Below are 20,684 nucleotides of genomic sequence, written 5' to 3'. Positions count from 1 at the left end.
TATTATAGGAATAAGATACTTTTGTCTCAGCCTCGTTTTTGTTTATTTTTAGTTTTGATTGCTACTCCGTGGATTGCCGTCACCGTTTCTTTGATTTCCTCCACGATTTCCACCGAACATGTTATTTGATTGATTTTCGGTCACTCCTGATTCATCTATATACGTCATAACTTCAGAAAGCGGAAAATCGACGGCTAAGGAACCTTCTTGGTAAGTCGCATCTTGATATACCCCATCGTTACTTTCACCTGTTAATTTACCACCTGCGTTGAATGTATAGGATTCGTCTTTTTCAAGAGATGGTGTACTAATCAATACAGACTGGAATGCATTCTCAGGAGCTATACCAAGTATTTGCTCGCCTGCACTATCTTCTAGGTATATAGATGTATCTGCATCCTGCATTTCAGGGAACGTCATCATAATGGCTTGTTGTGTGGATTCTTCAGAGATTCCTTGTGCCATTCCACTACTTCCACTAGCAACTAACATACCACCTTCAATAATAAAGGATTGATCATAATCTAAGGATCCATTCATTGATTGAGTTGGACCATAGACAAGTACTTTACCACCCGTCATTTTTATGGACGAATTAGAATCTAAGCCATCACCATTGGCGTTAATATAGACATACCCATTTTCAATCAGTAATTGTCCTTCCTCGCTTGATACTTCTTCTGTTGTAGATGTTTGTTCTTGTTGCTCGCTAGTCGCGTTTCCCCCATTATCAGAAGGGGGCGCACCACCAGCGCCACCCATACCTGACATCTCTCCTTCAGTACTTCCTCCGTTAACATTGATACCGTCATCTTCTGCATGAATATAGGTTGTGCCTTCTGTGATTGTAATATTTGTTGCTTCAACACCTTCTAGACTTTTAGCAACCGTAGTTGTTCCACCTTCAATGGTAAGGTCTCCATCTCCGTGCAGGGCATCATCGCCTGTAGAAAGGTATGATTCACCACCAGAAATGGTAACATCCTGATCGCTATGAATCGCATCATCTAAGGCATCAATCGTGAATGTGCCGCCAACAATAGTCAGATCGGTTCCAGCCTTGATACCTTTTGTACTAACTGTATTTTCAGAATCCGTTTCTTCATTAGCTGATTGTGATGATACATCGGTATTTGATGCGTTTCCTGCATTCTCCTGGCTTTGGGAATTATTGTTTTGGTTTGGTGCTTGAGGTGCTTTTCCTTGAGGAGGCTGGCCACCAGGCATTCCACCAGAAGTTTGCATTTGTTCTTGGATTTCTGGATTTTCTTGTATAATTGCTTGCATATCTTCAAAGCTTTCCGCGTTTTGGAGCTGTTCTTTTACTTCCTCAGAAACATCAATTTGTTCCAATAAACGATCAATCATGGTGGGAATATCTTGGTTACCCATTGGGCCGCCCGCTTCCATACCGCCGCCTGCTTGGTTTGTTTCAATTGTTTCTGGACTTCCGCCACCTGATGTTATCGTATATTCCCCATCAACAGCGACTATTGCTTTTTCAGCTTGGACACCGTCACCTTTGGATGCTTCAACGAATAAAGAACCACTTTGTAAGACGATATTTCCTTTTTGCTCATCCTCATCATTCGAGGCTTTTATTCCATCACCGGTAGATGTAACAGAAATAGCAGCGTCTTTCATTGCAAATAAGTCTCGTCCAACAATGCCGTCATCTTTTGCCGTTACTTCAATGGTACCACCAGTAATCTTTAACTCATCTCTACTCGTGATTCCGTCGTTATAGTTTCCATTCACTGTTAAGTTGCCAGTGCCGTTGATGGTTAAATCATCTTTACTAAAGATGGCTGCTTTTAGTTCGTCGGCATCTTCATACGTATATTGTTCAGGGTCTGTTACTGTATTCTCCGTATTTCCCTCTAAAGACAAGATGGTTTTATCTGCTTGTTTGATATAGATAGGAGCACTCGTTGATGAGTTAATGGTAGCACCATTCATTACGAGCCGTACTGTCCCATCATCTTCTGCATCAATGACAATCTGACCGTCTTCTAATGTTCCCTCAATTACATACGTACCAGTCGTACGGATGGATATGTTTTGATCTTCAACAACTACCCCTTCGTTTCCATCAACATTAGCAGTTGTTTTGTCCAGATATATATGGGTAACATCTTCATTATCCCAATCTGTATACGCATCTTCCTTATCATAAGTAACTAAGTTACTAATCAGCTTATCTGATTGCCTAGTTGTTGCAGCTTGCTCGGTTCCGCAACCACTGATCATTAATAGAATACTAATAAAAAATACGATCCAGATATTCTTTACCTTCATTGTATAACCTCCCTTTATCATGATAGGAATGAAGTAGTCTAATGGAATAGAACTACTTCGTTGCCTTGTTTATGCCGTGAAGTTACCATCGTAACTCAACATGACTGCTGAATTGACACCATCCATTATTGAAATTTCGGATGTGATGGCAGAGTCATTCTCTTTAACTCTGATTTCATATGTAACCTCGATTTCATTATGTTGTATGATAGATTTTGATTTTAAAGAAAATCGTTTCGTTTTTTCGTTAATCAGACTTTCTATTTGGTTTCCAAGGCGATCATTATTGTATTTAACGACTAAAAGATAAGGATTTTCTACCTTAATTTTGTTTCCAAATAATACAATGACAATCCCAATAACGATGGTACCGACAATAGCTAATAATAGAAAACCTGCTCCACATAATATACCTGCAATTACAGACCAAAATAAAAATACTAAGTCCATTGGGTCTTTAATGGGTGTTCGGAACCGTACAATCGACAATGCACCTACCATACCAAGTGATAATAATACGTTTTGACTGATTCCCATAATGACCAATGCTGTAGCCATCGTCATAATAACTAATGAAATATTAAATGAATGTGAGTATATTACGCCTTTAAATGTTTTCTTATAAATCATGTAAATGAATAATCCTATTAGGAATGATAATCCAAGTCCAAGTAAGGAATCTACGATGGAAAAGGATGATGTATTTTCTAAAAAACTTGATTTGAATATATCTGAAAAGTTTGTTGTGTTTGAATCCATATTTCTCTCTCCTTTAGCTTTTTTTAACCATACATGCGACTTAATTGATACTTGGAATACGCTTCCTGTCTGGTATCCGATAATTGTAAGAGATGTTTAATAACGTCTGGCAAGTACGCATCGTATTTTACTTCTAAAATAATTAAATGAGGTTCTAATACATCTATCATTGGCAAATGTCTATTGAACATATCTGTATTTTGTATACTTGACTGCACCTTCATATCAAAGGTAATGCGAACATTGCCATATGGATAGATCCACGGTTCTCGTTCATAATCAACTACCGCTTTCGGCTTTAGCTGATGGTACTTCATTTCGAACATTAGATCACGGATGAGTGCCCTTTCGTCGTTTTCCATCCAGGTAATATCGCCTATCCGTAGTTTTTCAAACTCGGATCTTGAAATCTCGCATTTGGTTTTAAATGTGAGGTTATTACGCTTACTTTTACGTTCTAAATGAATGACTTTACCGCTTTTTCTATATATACGGACACGGTATTTATCTCTATTCAAGTATCCTTCTTTCTTTTCCTGTAATACTTTATTGTCAAAGTTATCAAAATAGGTAGATCGAATAAGATATCTCCCGTTTCGTTTAGCGTTTGGATCTCTTCTTAGGTAATGTTGTAGTTTATCTTGTAACAGGTGATATTCTGCTACAGATATCGCGTGTTTTAATTCATTACGTCCTTTTGGGTTAAAAGAAGTTTGTATTGGCATTTATTTGCCTCCTTTCTAGGTTCATTGAAACAATATGTGGGTTAACCTCCTTCATGCCGTGGACAATAACAGTGTATATAGGAAATGTGTCAAGTGAATGTCAAGTTAAGATATTGTTAATCGTTTTTAGAGAACACTAAACAGTATTCATCTATAAAACAAGACAAATTGGTTCAAAATAAAGTAATAACGCATAGTGAGGAGGAGCAGTATGAAACAGTCGGCCGTCTTTTTAGATCGGGATGGAGTTGTCAATGAAGTTTTAACAAAGCGGGTGAAATTTGTAAATCAGCCTGCAGATGTTTACCTGTTAGAAGGTGTAGCTGAGGCAATAAAAATATGTAATGATTTAGGTTATAAGGTGTTTGTTGTGACGAATCAAGGTGGAATTGGACTAGGGTATATGAATGAGGAAAATTTACATGCGGTACATAAAAAGATGAAGGAGGAAATAGCTAAATCTGATGGGCATATTGACGATATTGCTTATTGCCCACATAAACCCGATGCTAACTGCGCCTGTCGTAAGCCAAAACCAGAAATGATCTATACACTAGCAAGGAAACATCAAATTGATTTACAACATAGTTTTATGGTTGGTGATCGAGAAGTAGATGTGGAGGCTGGTAAGAAAGCGGGTGTAAAAACAATTCTAGTAGGAAACCGGCAAACAACAAGCAAAGCAGATTGGACTTTTCCAAATCTCCTAGCCGCAGCAGTGTTTTTATGTGATCTTCATAAGTCAAAAAAGTAAAGATGATTTTCATGATTCGTTCTAGTAAGTTGTATTACTGCCGAAAGAAAGGGAATATAACTATTCGAAAATCACAGTGAATGAAATAGGCATGTTCCAAACGAGTAAGCAATTCCTAAGATCATTCCTCTGGAAAGCATGCCTATTTTGGATTGCGGTTCAATAGCTCAATGTTTGGAATTTAAGAAATATCCGTTTTTGTAATGTCTTAGTCCAGTTATACGTGGGTTGTTTTGCCGTTGTTATGCTGCTGTTGGCTATCCTTCTTTTTTAAGTTGGGAAATATTCGTTGTTCTAGTTTCTCATAGAAAATAAGTACTTTATCTACAACTAATAGTCTTGTTGTGAATTGAAAAGCAATCATTGCTGCGAATGTGCTTAAAATAATTCCCGCTGCTACATCGAAAGGATAATGTACCCCAACCCAAATCCGAGATATACCTACGCCTATAGCCAAGCTAATCCAGATCCACCCACCTTTTCTTTGGAACAGCCAAAAGGTAAGACAAAATGAAAAGAATAAAATAGTATGGTCACTTGGAAAAGAGTTATCAACTTCATGCGTGATTAACTGGTTAACATTTGTTAGTTCGTAAAAAGGTTGGTTATTAAAATGAACACTGCTAGCTATAACTCCTAAGATCTCAGCAAGAAAGAAAGCAATCAAGGCACTCATAATCATACGTCTATGCTGTCTATGTCGAGTAAACCAAATAATAATTACACCAAACGCTAAGATAAAGGCAAGGTATTCAGCAATAAAGATAATGATTGGGTCGAGACTAGGGAATTGCTTACCTAAATCATTAATGAAACGAAATAAGCTATGATTTATTTGTAGAAGCTCCATAATATCACTATTTCCTCCTAAAGCGGTGAAACGACGATGGGTGCTGTAAAATTTTTCAAGTACCCAAGCCTGAAATATAAAAATTCGACAAATCTAATGCTTTTTGGTCGGCTTGATGAAAAATAAACAACTGCGTTTAGCTGATTTATATCATAAAAAAGGAGGATGATATGAACTTCAATGGTGATTAGGAAGTTTTATCTTGGGTTTATGTATTACTGGTAATTGAACAGAAGAGGCACTAATTGTTGATATATGATACTTGTCATATATCCTCCTTGATATTTATGCCTTCAGGTCTCTCTTAGATCGTATTAAGATGAGAGAAAAGCTATAAACTAGGAGGAAAACATGAGTAGACAAAAACAAGCTCAATTAAGGAAAAGTGTGGCTCGATTTGCGAATTCGGATGTAAAACGGAGCATACTCCAACTTATAAATACAATTCTACCCTTTATACTGTTATGGTACCTTGCTTACCAAAGTCTTGCCATTTCCATCTGGCTTACACTTGGTTTAGCTGTTGTTGCATCTGGATTCGTAATTCGAATATTTATTATTTTTCATGATTGTACCCATAGCTCTTTCTTTAAGAACCCAAAAGCTAACCGAATTATAGGAACCATCACAGGAGTTATTACTTTATTTGCGTTTGAAAAATGGAAACGCAGTCATGCGATTCATCATGCAACAAGCAGTAATCTAGACAAGCGTGGTACAGGCGATGTGTGGATCATGACGGTGGATGAATATTTAGAAGCTTCTTTTTGGAGAAAGCTAGCATACCGTCTATACAGAAACCCTATTGTTATGTTTGGGTTAGGTCCCTTGTATCTCTTCTTACTATCGAATCGGTTTAATCGAAAAGGCGCAAAGAGAAAAGAGCGATACAATACGTATGTGATTAATTTATCAATCCTAGTTATCTACGCTTGCTTAATTTGGGCAGTTGGCTGGAGTGCTTTTCTCATTATCCAGCTACCAATTTTATTTATCTCTGGGTCGCTAGGAATTTGGTTGTTTTATGTTCAGCACCAATTTGAGGATTCTTATTTTGAGAATGAAGCCGAATGGGATTATGTAAAAGCTGCTGTTGATGGAAGTTCGTATTATAAGCTGCCAAAGGTCTTACAATGGATGACAGGGAATATTGGTTTTCACCATGTACATCACTTAAGTCCTAAGGTACCTAACTATCATTTAGAACCTGCACACGAATCAACACCGCCACTTCAGAAAGCAACAACGATAACATTACGAACGAGTTTGCAATCAATTCGTTTTCGTGTCTATGATGAAGCTTCAAAAACATTTATGAGTTTTAAAGATATCAAAGCGTTACAGAAAAAAACGACAAATGTATCGATGAAAACGAGTATTCAAGAAAAGTAATGTATGGGGCTTCAAGGGACTGACTTTTACGTCAGTCTTTTTTTATTTCAAAAAAGGGAAGTTGTCAGGTAAATATTTTGCTATACTTTACACATCGGATAAAGGAGGGCGAATAATGCAAAACTGGTATCATATTTTTCCAAAAAATACAGGATTAAGTGCTTTTGCGTGGGTTGTTTTTTGTTTATTGCCCTTTTATTTTATTGTCCGTTCGTCAAATTTTATAGAAATAGCTATTGGAATAGCGCTCATTGTGCTTTTCTTTACCACATATCGACTTGCTTTTATTAAAAAAGGATGGACGGTATATTTTTCTGTTAGTATTCAAATAGCCATTAGTATCGGAATGACACTATACTTTGGGTATGTATATTTTTCTCTGTTTTTAGCTTTTTTCATTGGTAATATGGATAATAAAAAAGGCTTTATTACTTTGTATGTCATTCACTTAGTCACAACGCTTTCAGCGGTTAGTTTTGGTTTTTATATGCATGGGCAACTCTTTTTACCGCAATTGCCGTTTATTGCCATCACGGTTTTCGGAGTCATTCTTCTGCCTTTTACACGCTATAACCGCAATAAACAGGACAAACTAGAGCATCAGTTGGAGGACGCGAATAAGAAGATAGCACAACTAATGGTTATTAAAGAGCGACAGCGAATTGCACGTGATTTGCATGATACCTTAGGACAAAAATTATCGCTTATTGGGTTGAAGAGTGATTTAGCAGGGAAATTAGTTCATATTGATCCAGAATCGGCAAGGAATGAATTAGGTGATATTAACCAAACAGCTAGAACCGCATTAAAAGAAGTGAGAGATATGGTATCCGAAATGAAAAATGTAAAATTAAAGGAAGAAATTATTCATGCAAAGCAGATGATTGATGCTGCGCAAATGCAATTATACACAGACATTGATGAAGATTTCATAAAGGCACCAGTTCTGTTAGAAAATGTATTAAGTATGTGTTTACGAGAAGCTGTAACTAATGTGGTAAAACATAGTTATGCTACGGAGTGTTTTATTAGTATACAACAAACTGCAAGTGATTGGGTGATGGAGGTGAAAGATAACGGGATCGGCAATTCTAATCTTTTGCAGCAAAATGAAGGCAACGGTCTTCGTGGTATAAAGGAGCGTTTGGAGTTTGTAAATGGCCGTATGAAAATAACTGGTTCAGAGGGTACTCAAATAACAATTCGTATTCCAACCGTAATCAAACAATCAGAAGGGAGGGCTTAGATGATTCGAATTGTACTTGCTGAAGATCAGACAATGTTGTTGGGCGCGCTTGGTTCCTTGCTTAATTTAGAGGAGGACATGAAAGTAGTTGGTAAAGCGAGTAATGGTGAAGAAGCTATTCGGTTAGTTAAGGAACAGCAACCGGACGTTTGTATGATGGATATTGAAATGCCGCTAAAGAGTGGGCTAGATGCTGCAGAAGCAATAAAAGATGAGCAATGTAAAGTAATTATCTTAACAACCTTTGCAAGATCTGGTTATTTTGAGCGTGCTAGGAAAGCACAGGTAAGTGGCTATTTACTTAAGGATAGTCCGAGTGAAGAATTGGCAAATTCGATCAGAGTTATCGTTAGTGGTCGTAAGGTTTATTCTCCAGAGCTTATTGATTTAGCGTATAATAACGAAAATCCGTTAACAGAACGAGAAGAGCAGGTCCTGCGCCTGTTAGCTGTTGGAGCGAGTACAAAGGAGATTGCCAAGAGATTATACATTACTACAGGTACAGTCCGTAATTATATATCTGTTATTCTTGATAAATTAGAAGTTGGAAATCGCATTGAAGCAATAGCTAAATACAAGGAATCCGGTTGGTTTGAGTAATTAGCTGAACCAAAAACCCTCCTTATTTAAGGAGGGTTTGTTTATACTAATCGGTCAATGCGCTCATCTAGGCTAGGATGCGTTGAAAAGATCGATGTCTTTTTCGTCCCATTAATTTTTAGCGTAGCAATTGAAGTTTCTTCTCCTCGTACGCGGTTTGAATATACACGTAACGATTCTAAAGCATGTCTCATCTTATCTTTACCAGCTAAGTCTGCCCCACCACGGTCAGCGTGGAATTCCCTATGTCTAGAATAAGCAAATACCACTAAGCTACCAAGGATGGAAAGAGCAAGCTGGAACAGGATAATCGCAATAAAATGTACGATTGGAGCTAACTCTTCCTTTACAAAGCGACTCACAACAAACGCTGCAATACGAGCTAAAAAGACAACAAATGTATTTACAACTCCTTGTAATAAAGTCATGGTAACCATATCTCCATTTGAAATATGTGCAACTTCATGAGCAATTACCCCTTCAACAGCGTCATCATCCATTTCATACAATAATCCAGTAGATACTGCTACTAAAGAACGCTTCTTTGTCGCACCGGTGGCAAATGCATTTACTTCTCGCGAATCATAGATCCCTACTTCCGGCATGTGCATAAGCCCTGCTGCACGAGATAAGCGATGAACTTTCTCAACAACTTCTCTTTCACGCTGCGACATTTCCTTATTTGGGTCAATGACGCGAACACCCATCATTCGTTTCGCCATCCAACGTGACATCGCTAAGGAAATAAAGGAACCTGTAAAACCGATGACAGCACTAAATAAGAGTAATGTACCTAAATGAAGCTGACCGTCCTGCCCAATGTAGTTCCATGTTCCGGGAATGAGTGTAAAGATAATCGTGATGGTTGCTAGAACAAGAACATTTGTTAACAGAAAGTAAAAAATTCGTTTTCCCACAATCTCACCCTTTACCAATAGTCTTTTTTGTGAATCTTTCACATTAATTATATTATGCTAAAACAACACGTACAACCAATAATTCACTGTATTTTTGTAGGATTTGTTACAAAATAGGGTATGAATCTATATATCACTAAAATTACTTTTGATAACAAATTTACTTGACATAAGTTATATACTGGTTTACTATAGTTACATAAAGTAATTAGGTTGTTAAAAAGCAGTATGTGATTAACAGTTGTTAGTTACTTTATCGAATAATTATTTACAGCAAGGAGACAGTAAGCAATATGGGATTTCTTGATAAAATATTTTTTATAAAGGAGAAGAAACAGATGAGTAATGTTAAATTAGCTATTATTTATTACAGTTCAACTGGTATCAATTATCAATTAGCAAAATGGGCAGAAGAAGCTGGCAAGGCTGCAGGCGCGGAAGTACGGTTAGTGAAGGTTCCTGAACTTGCACCAGAGGCGGCAATTGAATCTAATCCAGCTTGGAAGGCACACTATGATGCAACAAAAGATGTAAAAGAAGCCACTTCTGACGATATTGAGTGGGCAGATGCAATCATCTTCTCAACGCCAACACGCTTTGGAAACGTAGCTTCACAAATGAAGCAATTTCTAGATTTGCAGGGTGGTCTATGGGCTTCTGGCAAAACAGTAAATAAAGTAGTAAGTGGGATGTCATCCGCATCAAATCCACATGGTGGACAAGAAGCAACGATTTTATCACTATATACATCGATGATGCATTGGGGTGCAATTATTGTACCACCAGGCTATACGGATGATGTTGCTTATGCAGCTGGTGGTAATCCATATGGTACAAGTGTCACGCAGGGTCAAGATGGTAACATGGTGGAAGACGTAGAAGCAGCAGTCAAGCATCAAACAAAACGTACAATTGAAGTTGCAGAAAAAGTAAATCAATAAATAGGAAAAAGCTGAATCGATGATTTCGATTCAGTTTTTTTATCTATCAGTGAATGGATGTTGTTTTCGATAGGGAATGCTACTACAAACAATATGAAATAAAGGAGTTGTCTGACAGTGGTATTACCGAAAGAGTCGGGGTTGGATCATAGCGTCAACCTTTTAAAAGAGGGGTATTGCTTTATTCCTAATCGAATGCGTGCTTCCAACACTTCTGTTATTCAAACGAGATTGCTGGGACAAAAAGTCATTTGTATTCGTGGACAGGAAGCAGCGGAACTTTTTTATAATCAAGATTTATTTAAGCGTCAAGGAGCGGCTCCCCGCCGGATTTTAAAGAGTTTATTTGGTAAAGGTGGTGTTCAGGGATTGGATGAACAAGCACATAAACATAGGAAAACATTATTTATGGACCTAATGACTTGTGATAGTTTAAAGAAAATAAAGCAAATTGCAGAAAAACAATGGGAGATTGCAATAAAGCGATGGGAGGCTATAGAAGAAGTAGAATTGTTTCATGAGTTAGAGAAGCTCATGTGTATTACCGCTTGTCAATGGACAGGGGTGCCGATTCGTGCAATCAATCTTAACACAAGAACGTCTGATTTATCGGCAATGATTGATGCTTTTGGTGCAGCTGGACCGAGACACTGGCGAGGACGCATCGCACGAAAACGGGCAGAAAAATGGATTACTTATATCGTTGAAGAAGTTAGGCATAGTAATATCATCATTGATTCGAATACACCGCTTTACAAGATAACGTGGCATCGTGATTTATCGGGAGAGTTGCTAGATGTGCATACAGCGGCAGTAGAAGTTCTAAATTTATTACGTCCTATTACGGCAATCGGTCGTTTTATTACGTTTTCTACTTTGGCTCTATACGAATTTCCAGAAGCAAAACAGGAAATAATGTCTGGAGACAATCGTGATCAGAATAAGGAAATGTTTGTACAAGAAGTTCGGAGATATTATCCATTTGCTCCGTTTACAGGTGCACGAGTGAATAGAGACTTTACCTGGAATCATGTTTTGTTTAAAAAGAATACGTTAGTTTTACTTGATATTTACGGAACCAATCACGATAGTACACTATGGGAAAACCCATATACGTTTAACCCTAAACGCTTTTTGAAATGGGAAGGAAATCCTTTTAACTTTATCCCACAAGGAGGTGGGGAGTATGATTTGGGGCATCGTTGTGCAGGAGAATGGATCACGATTGAATTAATGAAGTCGAGCTTACATTTTCTAACGGAGCGTATGAGTTACGAGATTCCAGAACAAGATTTAAGATATAGTTTGAAACGTATGCCAGCAATCCCAGCTAATAGATTGATCATAAATCATGTTCGAAGATGTTCGTACTAGATTATGCTCCTCTAAGTTAGCTATCGTTGGGATAGCTCTCGCTTTTGTCATCGTTACCCTAAATTGATCTTGTAAGTAAGTACCCAGCTACTTTAGAAAATATGTTATTAGACTATAATTAGCAGGCAGCAACCACTCCTATTCTCTATAAGACATATATAAATTCGCTGTAGTTGTTCACTAAAAATTAACATAATGAAGTGTTTGAATAGGTGACAAACCACGGTGAAATCAGTAAAATTACTACAGAGAGAAAAGGAGGAACACTTCCATATGCGTACGATTCGTAAAAAATGTGCAGTGCTTGCTGATCATCCTGCTTTTTATAACACAATTATTATATTAATTATTTTGAATGCCATTTTGGTAGGTTTAGAAACATATAATTACATTGCGGAAAATTATTTGAATTGGATTTTCATTGCAGATCGTATCCTGTTGTGGATATTTACGATAGAGATTGTTATCCGTTTAATAGGTAGTTCATCTGTGAAGGCTTTTTTCAAAGATCCATGGAGCGTTTTTGATTTTGTGATTGTATTAAGTGGTCACTTATTAGTTGGGTCACATTATGTAATGGTTTTAAGAATCTTACGTGTCCTTCGTGTGCTTCGAGCTATATCTATTATTCCTTCATTACGAAAAATGGTTAATGCATTATTATTAACGATCCCATCGATGGGTACCATTATGTTGTTGCTTGGCATATTCTTCTATATATACGGTGTCATTGGTACAATGCTGTATCAGTCCATAGCACCAGAATATTTCGGAACACTTCACCAATCCTTATTAACACTTTTCCAAGTTATTACGTTAGAGTCTTGGGCAAGTGGCGTGATGCGTCCAATTTTAGCAGAAGATCCATCTTCTTGGTGGTATTTTGTGACTTTTATTTTGATTGGGGCGTTTGTCATCGTCAATCTGTTTGTCGGTGTTGTAGTAAATAATGTAGAGGAAGCGAATCGCGAGGATACACCATCACCGACTGATATTAAATTAGCAGAATTACAAGCGGAATTACAGGAAGTCAAAGAACTATTAAAAGAGAAAAAATAATTACATAAGCCCCCAATGTGTTAATACATTGGGGGCTTATGTTTGCTCTTATAATTAGATGTTAATCCATCAATTCAGATATGATCTCAAAGGAACGTTCTCTGTCTTCTTGATTATATATTTGGGCACTAATAATCATTTCATCCGCTTGTGTTTCCGTTAAGAAGTTCTCCAGCCCTTTTCGGACGGTTTCTTTACTTCCGATGATGGTTGTTCGTGGATCAAGTGATTGCTTAATTGCTTCAAGCTCCATTGCTGAAAAATGGGCTTCAATATCTTTGATTGGCGGTTTTAGTTTGGTAGGTTGCCCTCTCCGCATATTCAAGAATTGCTGCTGAAGGGAGGTAGCCAGATAATGTGCTTTCTCATCTGTGTCGGCAGCAATCACATTCACTCCTACCATCGCATACGGGTTTTCCATTACTTCTGAAGGCTGGAATTGTTCTCGATATAGATTTAATGCTGGAATTGTATATGCTGGTGCAAAATGACTTGCAAAGGAGAAGCTGAGCCCTTTTTGTGCAGCTAATCTTGCACTAAAGTCACTAGAACCAAGTAACCAAATTGGGATATCTAAACCTTGACCTGGAACTGATTTGACGTTTGAAACCGGATGATCCGAAAAGTAATCCTGTAATTCGTTCACTTGCATCGGAAAATCTTCTACACGCATGTTTAATGTCCGTCGTAATGCATAAGCGGTAGCTTGATCACTACCTGGTGCCCTACCTAATCCAAGATCAATGCGTCCAGGATAAAGGGATTCAAGTGTTCCGAATTGTTCGGCAATTACTAATGTTGCATGATTTGGCAACATTATTCCACCAGCACCAACTCGTATGTGATTCGTATTTTCAGCTATATGGCCAATAATAACAGATGTTGCAGAGCTTGCAATACCAGGCATATTATGATGTTCCGCTAACCAATAGCGATGGAAACCAAGTTTTTCTACATGCTTGGCGAGGTCTACACTGTTTTTGAAGGACTCTCTTGGGGTGCTTCCTTCATTTACAGGAGCCAAATCCAAGACAGAGAGGGGTATATTTTGAAATGTTCTTGAATGCTTTGCCATTTTATTCACTCCTAATCATTTCTTATGAAGAAATGATACGAGTATTTCATATAACCGTCCAATAATCAGCTCATTTATTTAAGCGTTTTCAAAAAAGGAATTAAAAGAAATTTTTCGATAAAAAATGAAATTTTTGTGAAATATTTTGTAAACTCCCCAAAAACCCTGGCATTGCATGCAGTTTAGATGAATAAAAATTTTTAAAATAGGAAAAAGACAGCGTTTTCATTTATTAAATTTTAATAATTTTGTATTAAAATAACTTATCTGAATTTTGAGGTAAAATTAGTTTTATGATATTATAATCCTACTATACCTTTTTCCGAATGCGTAGAACAGTTTGAAAACTTTTATGGGAGTATTTTAGATTGCGGTAAATTATTCGACAATTTAAAATTTAAAGGCATATTTTAATGTCAAGAAAGGGGATGTTGGGATGCCGAAGAACGGATTTCCTGAACAACAGGGTCTTTATCATCCTGATTTCGAGCATGAAGCATGTGGAATCGGGATGATAGCAAATATAAATGGCAAGAAAACCCACAATATCGTACAGAATGCGATTAATATTCTTTGTAACCTGGAACATCGTGGGGGTCAGTCAGCTGATACTAGTACAGGTGATGGTGCTGGAATACTAACCCAAATTCCAAACCGATTCTTCCAAAAACAGTGTGCGAAGGAAGGAATTCATCTCCCGGATAAAGGTGAATATGGAGTTGGAATGGTATTTCTTCCACGAAGTCATGACATACGAATGGAATGCAAAAGGATGTTCGAACGGATTATTCGCGAGGAAGGACAACAGTTACTGGGATGGAGACCAGTTCCAATAAATGAATCTTTTATTGGGAAGGTTGCAGCGAAAAGCATGCCGACGATTCGCCAGATCTTTATCAAGAAACCCGAGGATGTTAAGGATCAAAAAGCTTTTGAACGAAAGTTATATGTCATTCGTAAACGAATCGAACAAGAAGCTGCAAAATCCCCTGAATATGAGGATGTATATATTAGTAGCTTATCCTCAAGTACAATCGTATATAAAGGGATGTTAGTTCCTGAACAACTGGACGCCTTTTATATCGATTTAAACCATCCTGATTTTAAATCTGCTCTTGCGTTAGTTCATTCTCGCTTTAGTACAAATACCTTCCCGAGTTGGAAAAGATCTCATCCAAACCGTTATACCATTCATAATGGAGAATTTAATACGTTACGAGGAAATGTGAATTGGATGCGTGCAAGAGAGCAGCTTTGTTCATCAGAATACTTTACAGATGAAGATATGGAAAAAATCCTACCTGTGATTGATTACGAAGGCAGTGATTCATCAATATTTGATAATACTTTTGAATTTCTTCACTTATCAGGTCGTTCATTGGCACATACAGCGATGATGATGGTACCAGAACCGTGGGCGAATGATGACGCGATAAAAGAAGAAAAACGTGATTTCTATGAATACCATAGTACATTAATGGAACCTTGGGATGGTCCAGCAGCACTTGTTTTTTCTGACGGTACACAAATTGGTGCTTGTCTTGACCGTAATGGGCTTCGCCCAGCCAGGTACTATGTAACAAAAAGCGGCATGATTGTGCTTGGTTCAGAAGTTGGCGCCTTAGATATATTTGCTGATGACATTTTATATAAGCGAAGACTAGAACCAGGTAGAATGCTATTAGTAGATTTGGAAAAAGGAGTAATTGTACCAGACGAAGATATTAAGATGCAGATCGCATCTGAGCAGCCATATAAAGAATGGCTGAATAATAAAGTCGATTTAGACGACATTCCAGAGGTTATGTACCGACAGCCTGTATTTGGTGAAGAAAAATTAATTACGCAGCAACTTGCCTTTGGTTATACAAGAGAGGAATTAAGTAAAGTTATTAAGCCGCTTGTAACGGATGGGAAGGATCCAATTGGTTCAATGGGATATGATTCGCCATTAGCAGTACTATCAAAGAAGCCGCAATTGCTCTATAACTATTTTAAGCAGTTGTTTGCGCAAGTAACGAATCCCCCGATTGATGCAATTAGAGAGAAGATTATCACGATGGTAGAAACAACGATAGGCGCCGAAGGGAATTTAGTACAACCAACTGCAGAAAGCTGTAGACATATACGGCTAAAAACACCGGTCTTGAAAAATGGAGAGTTAGAAAAGTTACGAATCCAGCAATTAGAAGGATTTAAGGCAAGTACATTATTTATGCATTTTGATATAAATGATGGTGAAAATGCATTGGAAAAAGCATTAGATCGTCTATTTACCGAAGCAGATGCTGCGATTGACGAAGGTGCTATTATTCTTATCTTGTCTGATAGAGGCATTACCAAAGACAAAGCTGCTATACCAGCATTATTAGCTGTTTCAGGACTACACCATCATTTAATTCGGAAAGGATTGCGTACGAAAGTTAGCCTACTACTCGAATCAGGAGAACCGAGGGAAGTACATCATTTTGCAACATTGATTGGCTATGGTGCGGAAGGCATTAATCCTTATTTGGCCTACCACTCAATTGAAGATTTAGTAGAGCGCCAAGAAATTGAAGGCTTATCAGAGAAGCAAGCCATTGAAAAGTATATTAAATCGGTTACCGACGGTATTATTAAGATTTTGTCTAAAATGGGTATATCGACGATTCAGAGTTATCGTGGGGCACAAATTTTTGAAGCGATTGGCATTCAACAAAATGTAATAGATACGTATTTTACAAATACAGCATCAAGACTTGGTGGTATCGGGTTAGATTTAATAGAACAAGAAACACGTATGCGTCACCAAGCTGGATTTGTTGAAAATCGTGGAGGAAATAACACCTTGCAAGCAGGTGACGATTATCAATACCGCAAAGACGGAGAAGATCATCAGTATAATCCAAAAACAATTCACAAACTGCAACATGCTTGTCGAACAGGAAATTATGAATTGTTTAAAGAATACTCTCAGCTATTAACAGATGAAAAAGAAAACCTGCAATCCCTTCGTGGTCTACTTTCATTTAAAGACAGAAAACCTGTACCTATTGAGGAGGTAGAATCAGTAGAATCGATTTGTCATAGGTTTAAGACAGGTGCAATGTCTTTCGGATCTATTAGTAAAGAAGCACATGAATCGTTAGCAATTGCGATGAATCGGATTGGCGGTCGAAGCAATAGTGGAGAAGGCGGCGAATCAACCGACCGATTTACCAGGGATGAAAATGGCGAATTAAGAAGAAGTGCTATTAAACAGGTTGCGTCAGGTAGATTCGGTGTGAATAGTCATTATTTAGTGAATGCGGACGAAATTCAAATCAAAATTGCACAAGGAGCTAAACCTGGAGAAGGTGGGCACTTGCCAGGGAAGAAAGTATATCCATGGGTAGCTGAAGTGCGTGGTTCTACTCCAGGGGTTGAACTTATTTCTCCACCGCCACACCATGATATTTATTCGATTGAGGATTTGGCAGAATTAATCCATAACTTAAAAAATACGAATCCAAAAGCTCGTATAAGTGTCAAGCTCGTTTCTGCAGTAGGTGTTGGTACAATTGCTGCTGGCGTAGCAAAAGGGCGTGCCGACCTAGTATTAATTAGTGGGTATGATGGTGGTACAGGTGCTGCTCCTCGTACTAGTTTAAAACATACTGGATTGCCTTGGGAAATAGGTCTTGCAGAAACACATCAAACCCTATTATTAAATGGTTTAAGGGATCGAATTGTTGTAGAAACAGACGGTAAGATGATGACAGGAAGAGATGTTATTGTTGCTAGTTTACTAGGGGCAGAGGAATATGGTTTTTCTACTGCGCCACTCGTGGTACTAGGTTGTGTAATGATGCGCGTCTGTCATGTAGATACGTGTCCGGTTGGGATTGCTACGCAAAACCCAGAACTTCGAAAAAAATTCATGGGAGATCCAGATCACGTGGTTAACTTCATGAAGTTTATTGCACAAGAAGCTCGTGAATTAATGGCTGAGTTAGGGTTTAGGTCAATTAATGAAATGATAGGACGTACGGATGTATTGCAGTTTAATGAAGCCATTGATCATTGGAAGGCAAAGGGTGTTGATTTAACTGCCCTATTATATCAACCAGATGTTCCCGCTGAAGTCGGACGTTATGCAACGATTAGCCAAGACCATGGAATTGAAAAGACCCTTGATTATCAGGAGCTGATTCCAAACTGTAAACAGGCAATTGAAAAGAAGAAAGCAGTCGAATTTACAACAGCAATCCGTAATATCAACCGTGTAACAGGTGCCCTACTTGGTAGCGAAATAACAAGTCGTTATGGAGAACAAGGATTACCTGAGGATACGATTAAACTCAATTTTAATGGATCTGCCGGTCAAAGCTTTGGGGCATTTATTCCGCCTGGAATGACTCTAAGGCTGATTGGAGACGCAAATGACTTTGTTGGTAAAGGACTTTCTGGAGGGAAAATCATTGTACATCCAGATCCGATTGTTACCTTCCCTCCGGAAAAAAATACGATCATAGGGAATGTTGCATTCTATGGAGCCTCAAGGGGAGAAGCATATATCCGCGGGCTTGCAGGTGAACGTTTTGCTGTTAGGAATAGTGGTGCAACCATCGTTGTTGAAGGTGTAGGTGATCATGGCTGTGAATACATGACTGGCGGTACAGTGGTTGTACTAGGTAGTACTGGGAGAAACTTTGCTGCTGGTATGTCTGGTGGCGTTGCTTATGTATTCGATGAAGAGAATTCCTTCCGTGACAACGTTAATAAGGAATTGGTAAATGTAGAATCATTAGCAGATGAAGAAGAAATACAACGACTTTATCGAATTATTCAACAGCATGTGAACGAAACGAATAGTACGCATGCAGAACGTATCTTAACGTATTGGGATAAATATGTAAGTCAATTTGTAAAGATTATTCCAAAAGCATTTGTTGCGATAAATGAACGAATTACTACCTTAAGAGCTGGAGGTATGAGCAAGTTTGACGCTGAAATGACAGCTTTTGAAGAGAGTAAACAACCAGTGAAAGAAGAGAAAAAAGAAGTAGGTGCCTTGCAATAATTTGTTTGCCTAACGAGAGAATCAATCAAAATAATTGATTGTACTGGTGTTTGGAAAGGGAGGCCTTTGATGGGGAAACAGACAGGGTTTATGGAATACAGCAGACAAGTAAGAAGAGAACGAGAACCTTCGATTCGTACGAAGGATTGGTACGACTACACGGTGCCATTAACAGATCAAGAAGTACAAACACAAGGGGCACGTTGCATGGATTGCGGCGTACCTACTTGTCATGTGGGAATGGAAATAAATGGGGTAACCTCCGGCTGCCCGGTTTATCATCTCATCCCTGAATGGAATCAACTTGTTTATGAAGGGAAATGGAAAGAAGCGCTAGCTCGGGAACATGAGCAAAATAATTTTCCAGAATTCACAGGTATTGCTTGCCCGGCTCCTTGTGAAGGGGCTTGTGTACTAGGTATCAATGAACCTCCGGTTGCAATTCGTACGGTCGAGCGTTCGATTATTGAAAAAGGGTTTGAAGAAGGATGGGTTGTTCCGAAACTACCACCGAAGCGTACAGGTAAAAAAGTGGCTGTTGTTGGATCAGGCCCAGCTGGACTTGCTGCTGCTGCACAATTGAACAAAGCTGGACATTTGGTTACGGTTTATGAACGTGAAGATCGTGTTGGAGGACTTCTCACATACGGGATTCCTGAAATGAAATTATCCTATGAAGTAGTAACACGACGAGTGGAAATTCTTGAGAAAGAAGGAATTACATTTATCACGAATACAGAGGTTGGTAAGGATATAACCGAGGAAGAATTAAAGCAAAACTTTGATGCAACTATTTTATGTGGAGGTGCTACTGTACACCGAGATATTCAAGTAGAAGGTAGTAATTTAAAAGGTATTCATCGTGCGATGGATTTTCTACACCTTAATACGAAAAGCTTATTAGATTCAGACTTGCAAGATGGAAATTATATTTCTGCTGCTGATAAAGATGTTATTGTAATTGGTGGGGGCGATACTGGAACAGATTGCTTAGCTACGTCTGTAAGGCATAATTGTAAGAGTCTGACGCAATTTGATATTTATGATAAAAAAGGATTGGTTCGTGATATGGAAACCAATCCATGGCCACAATACCCTACCATTCATCGTGTGGAATATGGACACAAAGAAGCAGCGAGTGTATTAGGCGAAGACCCTCGTGCCTATGCTGTAATGACGAAGAAATTCGTAGGTGATGAGCATGGCCATGTTAAAGAAGTGCATACAGTTAATGTAAAACTTCGTTATGATGAAGAAGGAAATAAAGTGCGTGATGAAATACCGGGAACAGAAAAGGTTTGGCCTGCTGATCTTGTGCTAATAGCGATTGGGTTTAGTGGACCGGAACAAGATCTACTGGATCAGCTGCAAGTAGAAACAACCGCAAAATCAACGGTTGCTGCTGATTATAATGATTTTAGAACCAATGTAGAAGGTGTGTTTGCAGCCGGTGATATGCGCCGAGGCCAAAGCCTGATCGTCTGGGCGATTAATGAAGGTCGTGGCGTTGCAAGAGAATGTGATCGATATCTTATGGGAGAAACGATGTTACCATAACAAGTGTAAAAGGTGTATCAATTTTCTTTTCTAAAGGATATTGGCACCTTTTTCTTTTTGAATAGCTGCATGATTAGCCAACCTGTGTTTGCA

General features: G+C 38.2%; 15 protein-coding genes. 9 read left to right on the top strand and 6 right to left on the bottom strand.

Going from position 1 to position 20,684, the window contains the following annotated elements:
- Positions 1-48 precede the first annotated feature (48 nt).
- The 3 genes from JKP73_RS05540 to JKP73_RS05530 all read right to left on the bottom strand — a co-directional run bounded on the left by JKP73_RS05540 (position 49) and on the right by JKP73_RS05530 (position 3,782).
- Positions 49-2,298, bottom strand: a complete 2,250-nt coding sequence (locus tag JKP73_RS05540; protein WP_160806866.1) for a carbohydrate-binding domain-containing protein — start codon at positions 2,296-2,298, stop codon at positions 49-51.
- A gap of 69 nt (positions 2,299-2,367) precedes the next feature.
- Positions 2,368-3,057: a DUF4956 domain-containing protein gene (locus JKP73_RS05535; RefSeq protein ID WP_160806865.1), complete on the bottom strand. Its 690-nt coding sequence runs from the start codon at positions 3,055-3,057 to the stop codon at positions 2,368-2,370.
- 23 nt (positions 3,058-3,080) lie between these two features.
- Positions 3,081-3,782 carry a polyphosphate polymerase domain-containing protein gene (locus tag JKP73_RS05530; RefSeq protein ID WP_160806864.1) on the bottom strand — a complete coding sequence of 234 codons (702 nt, stop codon included), beginning with the start codon at positions 3,780-3,782 and terminating at the stop codon, positions 3,081-3,083.
- Between the two features lie 211 nt (positions 3,783-3,993).
- Here JKP73_RS05530 and JKP73_RS05525 point away from each other — a divergent pair, with 211 nt between their 5' ends.
- Positions 3,994-4,536, top strand: a complete 543-nt coding sequence (locus JKP73_RS05525) for a D-glycero-alpha-D-manno-heptose-1,7-bisphosphate 7-phosphatase (protein WP_021289983.1) — start codon at positions 3,994-3,996, stop codon at positions 4,534-4,536.
- A gap of 217 nt (positions 4,537-4,753) precedes the next feature.
- On the opposite strand, the gene JKP73_RS05520 is transcribed toward JKP73_RS05525, so the two are convergent.
- A complete protein-coding gene (locus tag JKP73_RS05520) occupies positions 4,754-5,386 on the bottom strand; it encodes an undecaprenyl-diphosphatase (RefSeq protein WP_160806863.1) in 633 nt (210 codons plus the stop codon).
- A 351-nt stretch (positions 5,387-5,737) separates the two neighbouring features.
- Between JKP73_RS05520 and desA the strand changes: the two genes are divergently transcribed.
- From desA to JKP73_RS05505, 3 genes are all read left to right on the top strand, one after another.
- Positions 5,738-6,778: a Delta(5) desaturase DesA gene (gene desA, locus JKP73_RS05515; RefSeq protein WP_021289981.1), complete on the top strand. Its 1,041-nt coding sequence runs from the start codon at positions 5,738-5,740 to the stop codon at positions 6,776-6,778.
- Between the two features lie 115 nt (positions 6,779-6,893).
- Entirely contained in the window at positions 6,894-8,024 is a 1,131-nt protein-coding gene (locus JKP73_RS05510; protein WP_021289980.1) for a sensor histidine kinase, read from the top strand.
- Positions 8,025-8,624: a response regulator transcription factor gene (locus JKP73_RS05505; protein WP_021289979.1), complete on the top strand. Its 600-nt coding sequence runs from the start codon at positions 8,025-8,027 to the stop codon at positions 8,622-8,624.
- Positions 8,625-8,665: 41 nt separating this feature from the next.
- Here JKP73_RS05505 and htpX read toward each other — a convergent pair whose 3' ends face one another.
- Positions 8,666-9,541, bottom strand: coding sequence for a protease HtpX (gene htpX, locus JKP73_RS05500; RefSeq protein WP_160806862.1), 876 nt, complete (start codon positions 9,539-9,541; stop codon positions 8,666-8,668).
- A 338-nt stretch (positions 9,542-9,879) separates the two neighbouring features.
- Here htpX and wrbA point away from each other — a divergent pair, with 338 nt between their 5' ends.
- The 3 genes from wrbA to JKP73_RS05485 all read left to right on the top strand — a co-directional run bounded on the left by wrbA (position 9,880) and on the right by JKP73_RS05485 (position 12,915).
- Complete coding sequence (gene wrbA, locus JKP73_RS05495) at positions 9,880-10,482, top strand: NAD(P)H:quinone oxidoreductase (protein WP_031335223.1); 603 nt, start codon at positions 9,880-9,882, stop codon at positions 10,480-10,482.
- 117 nt (positions 10,483-10,599) lie between these two features.
- Entirely contained in the window at positions 10,600-11,856 is a 1,257-nt protein-coding gene (gene cypC, locus JKP73_RS05490) for a CYP152 family fatty-acid peroxygenase CypC (RefSeq protein ID WP_308436483.1), read from the top strand.
- A 273-nt stretch (positions 11,857-12,129) separates the two neighbouring features.
- A complete protein-coding gene (locus JKP73_RS05485) occupies positions 12,130-12,915 on the top strand; it encodes an ion transporter (RefSeq protein WP_021289975.1) in 786 nt (261 codons plus the stop codon).
- A gap of 61 nt (positions 12,916-12,976) precedes the next feature.
- Here JKP73_RS05485 and JKP73_RS05480 read toward each other — a convergent pair whose 3' ends face one another.
- On the bottom strand, positions 12,977-13,990 hold the full coding sequence (locus JKP73_RS05480) for an LLM class flavin-dependent oxidoreductase (RefSeq protein ID WP_021289974.1): 1,014 nt from the start codon (positions 13,988-13,990) through the stop codon (positions 12,977-12,979).
- A gap of 436 nt (positions 13,991-14,426) precedes the next feature.
- Here JKP73_RS05480 and gltB point away from each other — a divergent pair, with 436 nt between their 5' ends.
- Entirely contained in the window at positions 14,427-19,034 is a 4,608-nt protein-coding gene (gltB, locus tag JKP73_RS05475) for a glutamate synthase large subunit (protein WP_200410966.1), read from the top strand.
- 69 nt (positions 19,035-19,103) lie between these two features.
- On the top strand, positions 19,104-20,591 hold the full coding sequence (locus JKP73_RS05470) for a glutamate synthase subunit beta (RefSeq protein ID WP_160806860.1): 1,488 nt from the start codon (positions 19,104-19,106) through the stop codon (positions 20,589-20,591).
- Positions 20,592-20,684: the final 93 nt, after the last annotated feature.

This window comes from Virgibacillus salexigens (assembly GCF_014905415.1).
Lineage (GTDB): Bacteria > Bacillota > Bacilli > Bacillales > Amphibacillaceae > Virgibacillus > Virgibacillus salexigens.
This window is presented reverse-complemented; position numbering and strand designations above follow the sequence as displayed.

What these genes read in the sequence shown, in the direction of transcription:
- gltB (WP_200410966.1), top strand. Translation starts at nt 14,427, where the DNA reads ATGCCGAAGAACGGATTTCCTGAACAACAGGGTCTTTATCATCCTGAT.
- JKP73_RS05525 (WP_021289983.1), top strand. Translation starts at nt 3,994, where the DNA reads ATGAAACAGTCGGCCGTCTTTTTAGATCGGGATGGAGTTGTCAATGAA.
- JKP73_RS05535 (WP_160806865.1), bottom strand. Translation starts at nt 3,057, where the DNA reads ATGGATTCAAACACAACAAACTTTTCAGATATATTCAAATCAAGTTTT.
- JKP73_RS05520 (WP_160806863.1), bottom strand. Translation starts at nt 5,386, where the DNA reads ATGGAGCTTCTACAAATAAATCATAGCTTATTTCGTTTCATTAATGAT.
- wrbA (WP_031335223.1), top strand. Translation starts at nt 9,880, where the DNA reads ATGAGTAATGTTAAATTAGCTATTATTTATTACAGTTCAACTGGTATC.
- JKP73_RS05530 (WP_160806864.1), bottom strand. Translation starts at nt 3,782, where the DNA reads ATGCCAATACAAACTTCTTTTAACCCAAAAGGACGTAATGAATTAAAA.
- JKP73_RS05470 (WP_160806860.1), top strand. Translation starts at nt 19,104, where the DNA reads ATGGGGAAACAGACAGGGTTTATGGAATACAGCAGACAAGTAAGAAGA.
- JKP73_RS05540 (WP_160806866.1), bottom strand. Translation starts at nt 2,298, where the DNA reads ATGAAGGTAAAGAATATCTGGATCGTATTTTTTATTAGTATTCTATTA.
- JKP73_RS05505 (WP_021289979.1), top strand. Translation starts at nt 8,025, where the DNA reads ATGATTCGAATTGTACTTGCTGAAGATCAGACAATGTTGTTGGGCGCG.
- JKP73_RS05510 (WP_021289980.1), top strand. Translation starts at nt 6,894, where the DNA reads ATGCAAAACTGGTATCATATTTTTCCAAAAAATACAGGATTAAGTGCT.
- desA (WP_021289981.1), top strand. Translation starts at nt 5,738, where the DNA reads ATGAGTAGACAAAAACAAGCTCAATTAAGGAAAAGTGTGGCTCGATTT.
- JKP73_RS05480 (WP_021289974.1), bottom strand. Translation starts at nt 13,990, where the DNA reads ATGGCAAAGCATTCAAGAACATTTCAAAATATACCCCTCTCTGTCTTG.
- JKP73_RS05485 (WP_021289975.1), top strand. Translation starts at nt 12,130, where the DNA reads ATGCGTACGATTCGTAAAAAATGTGCAGTGCTTGCTGATCATCCTGCT.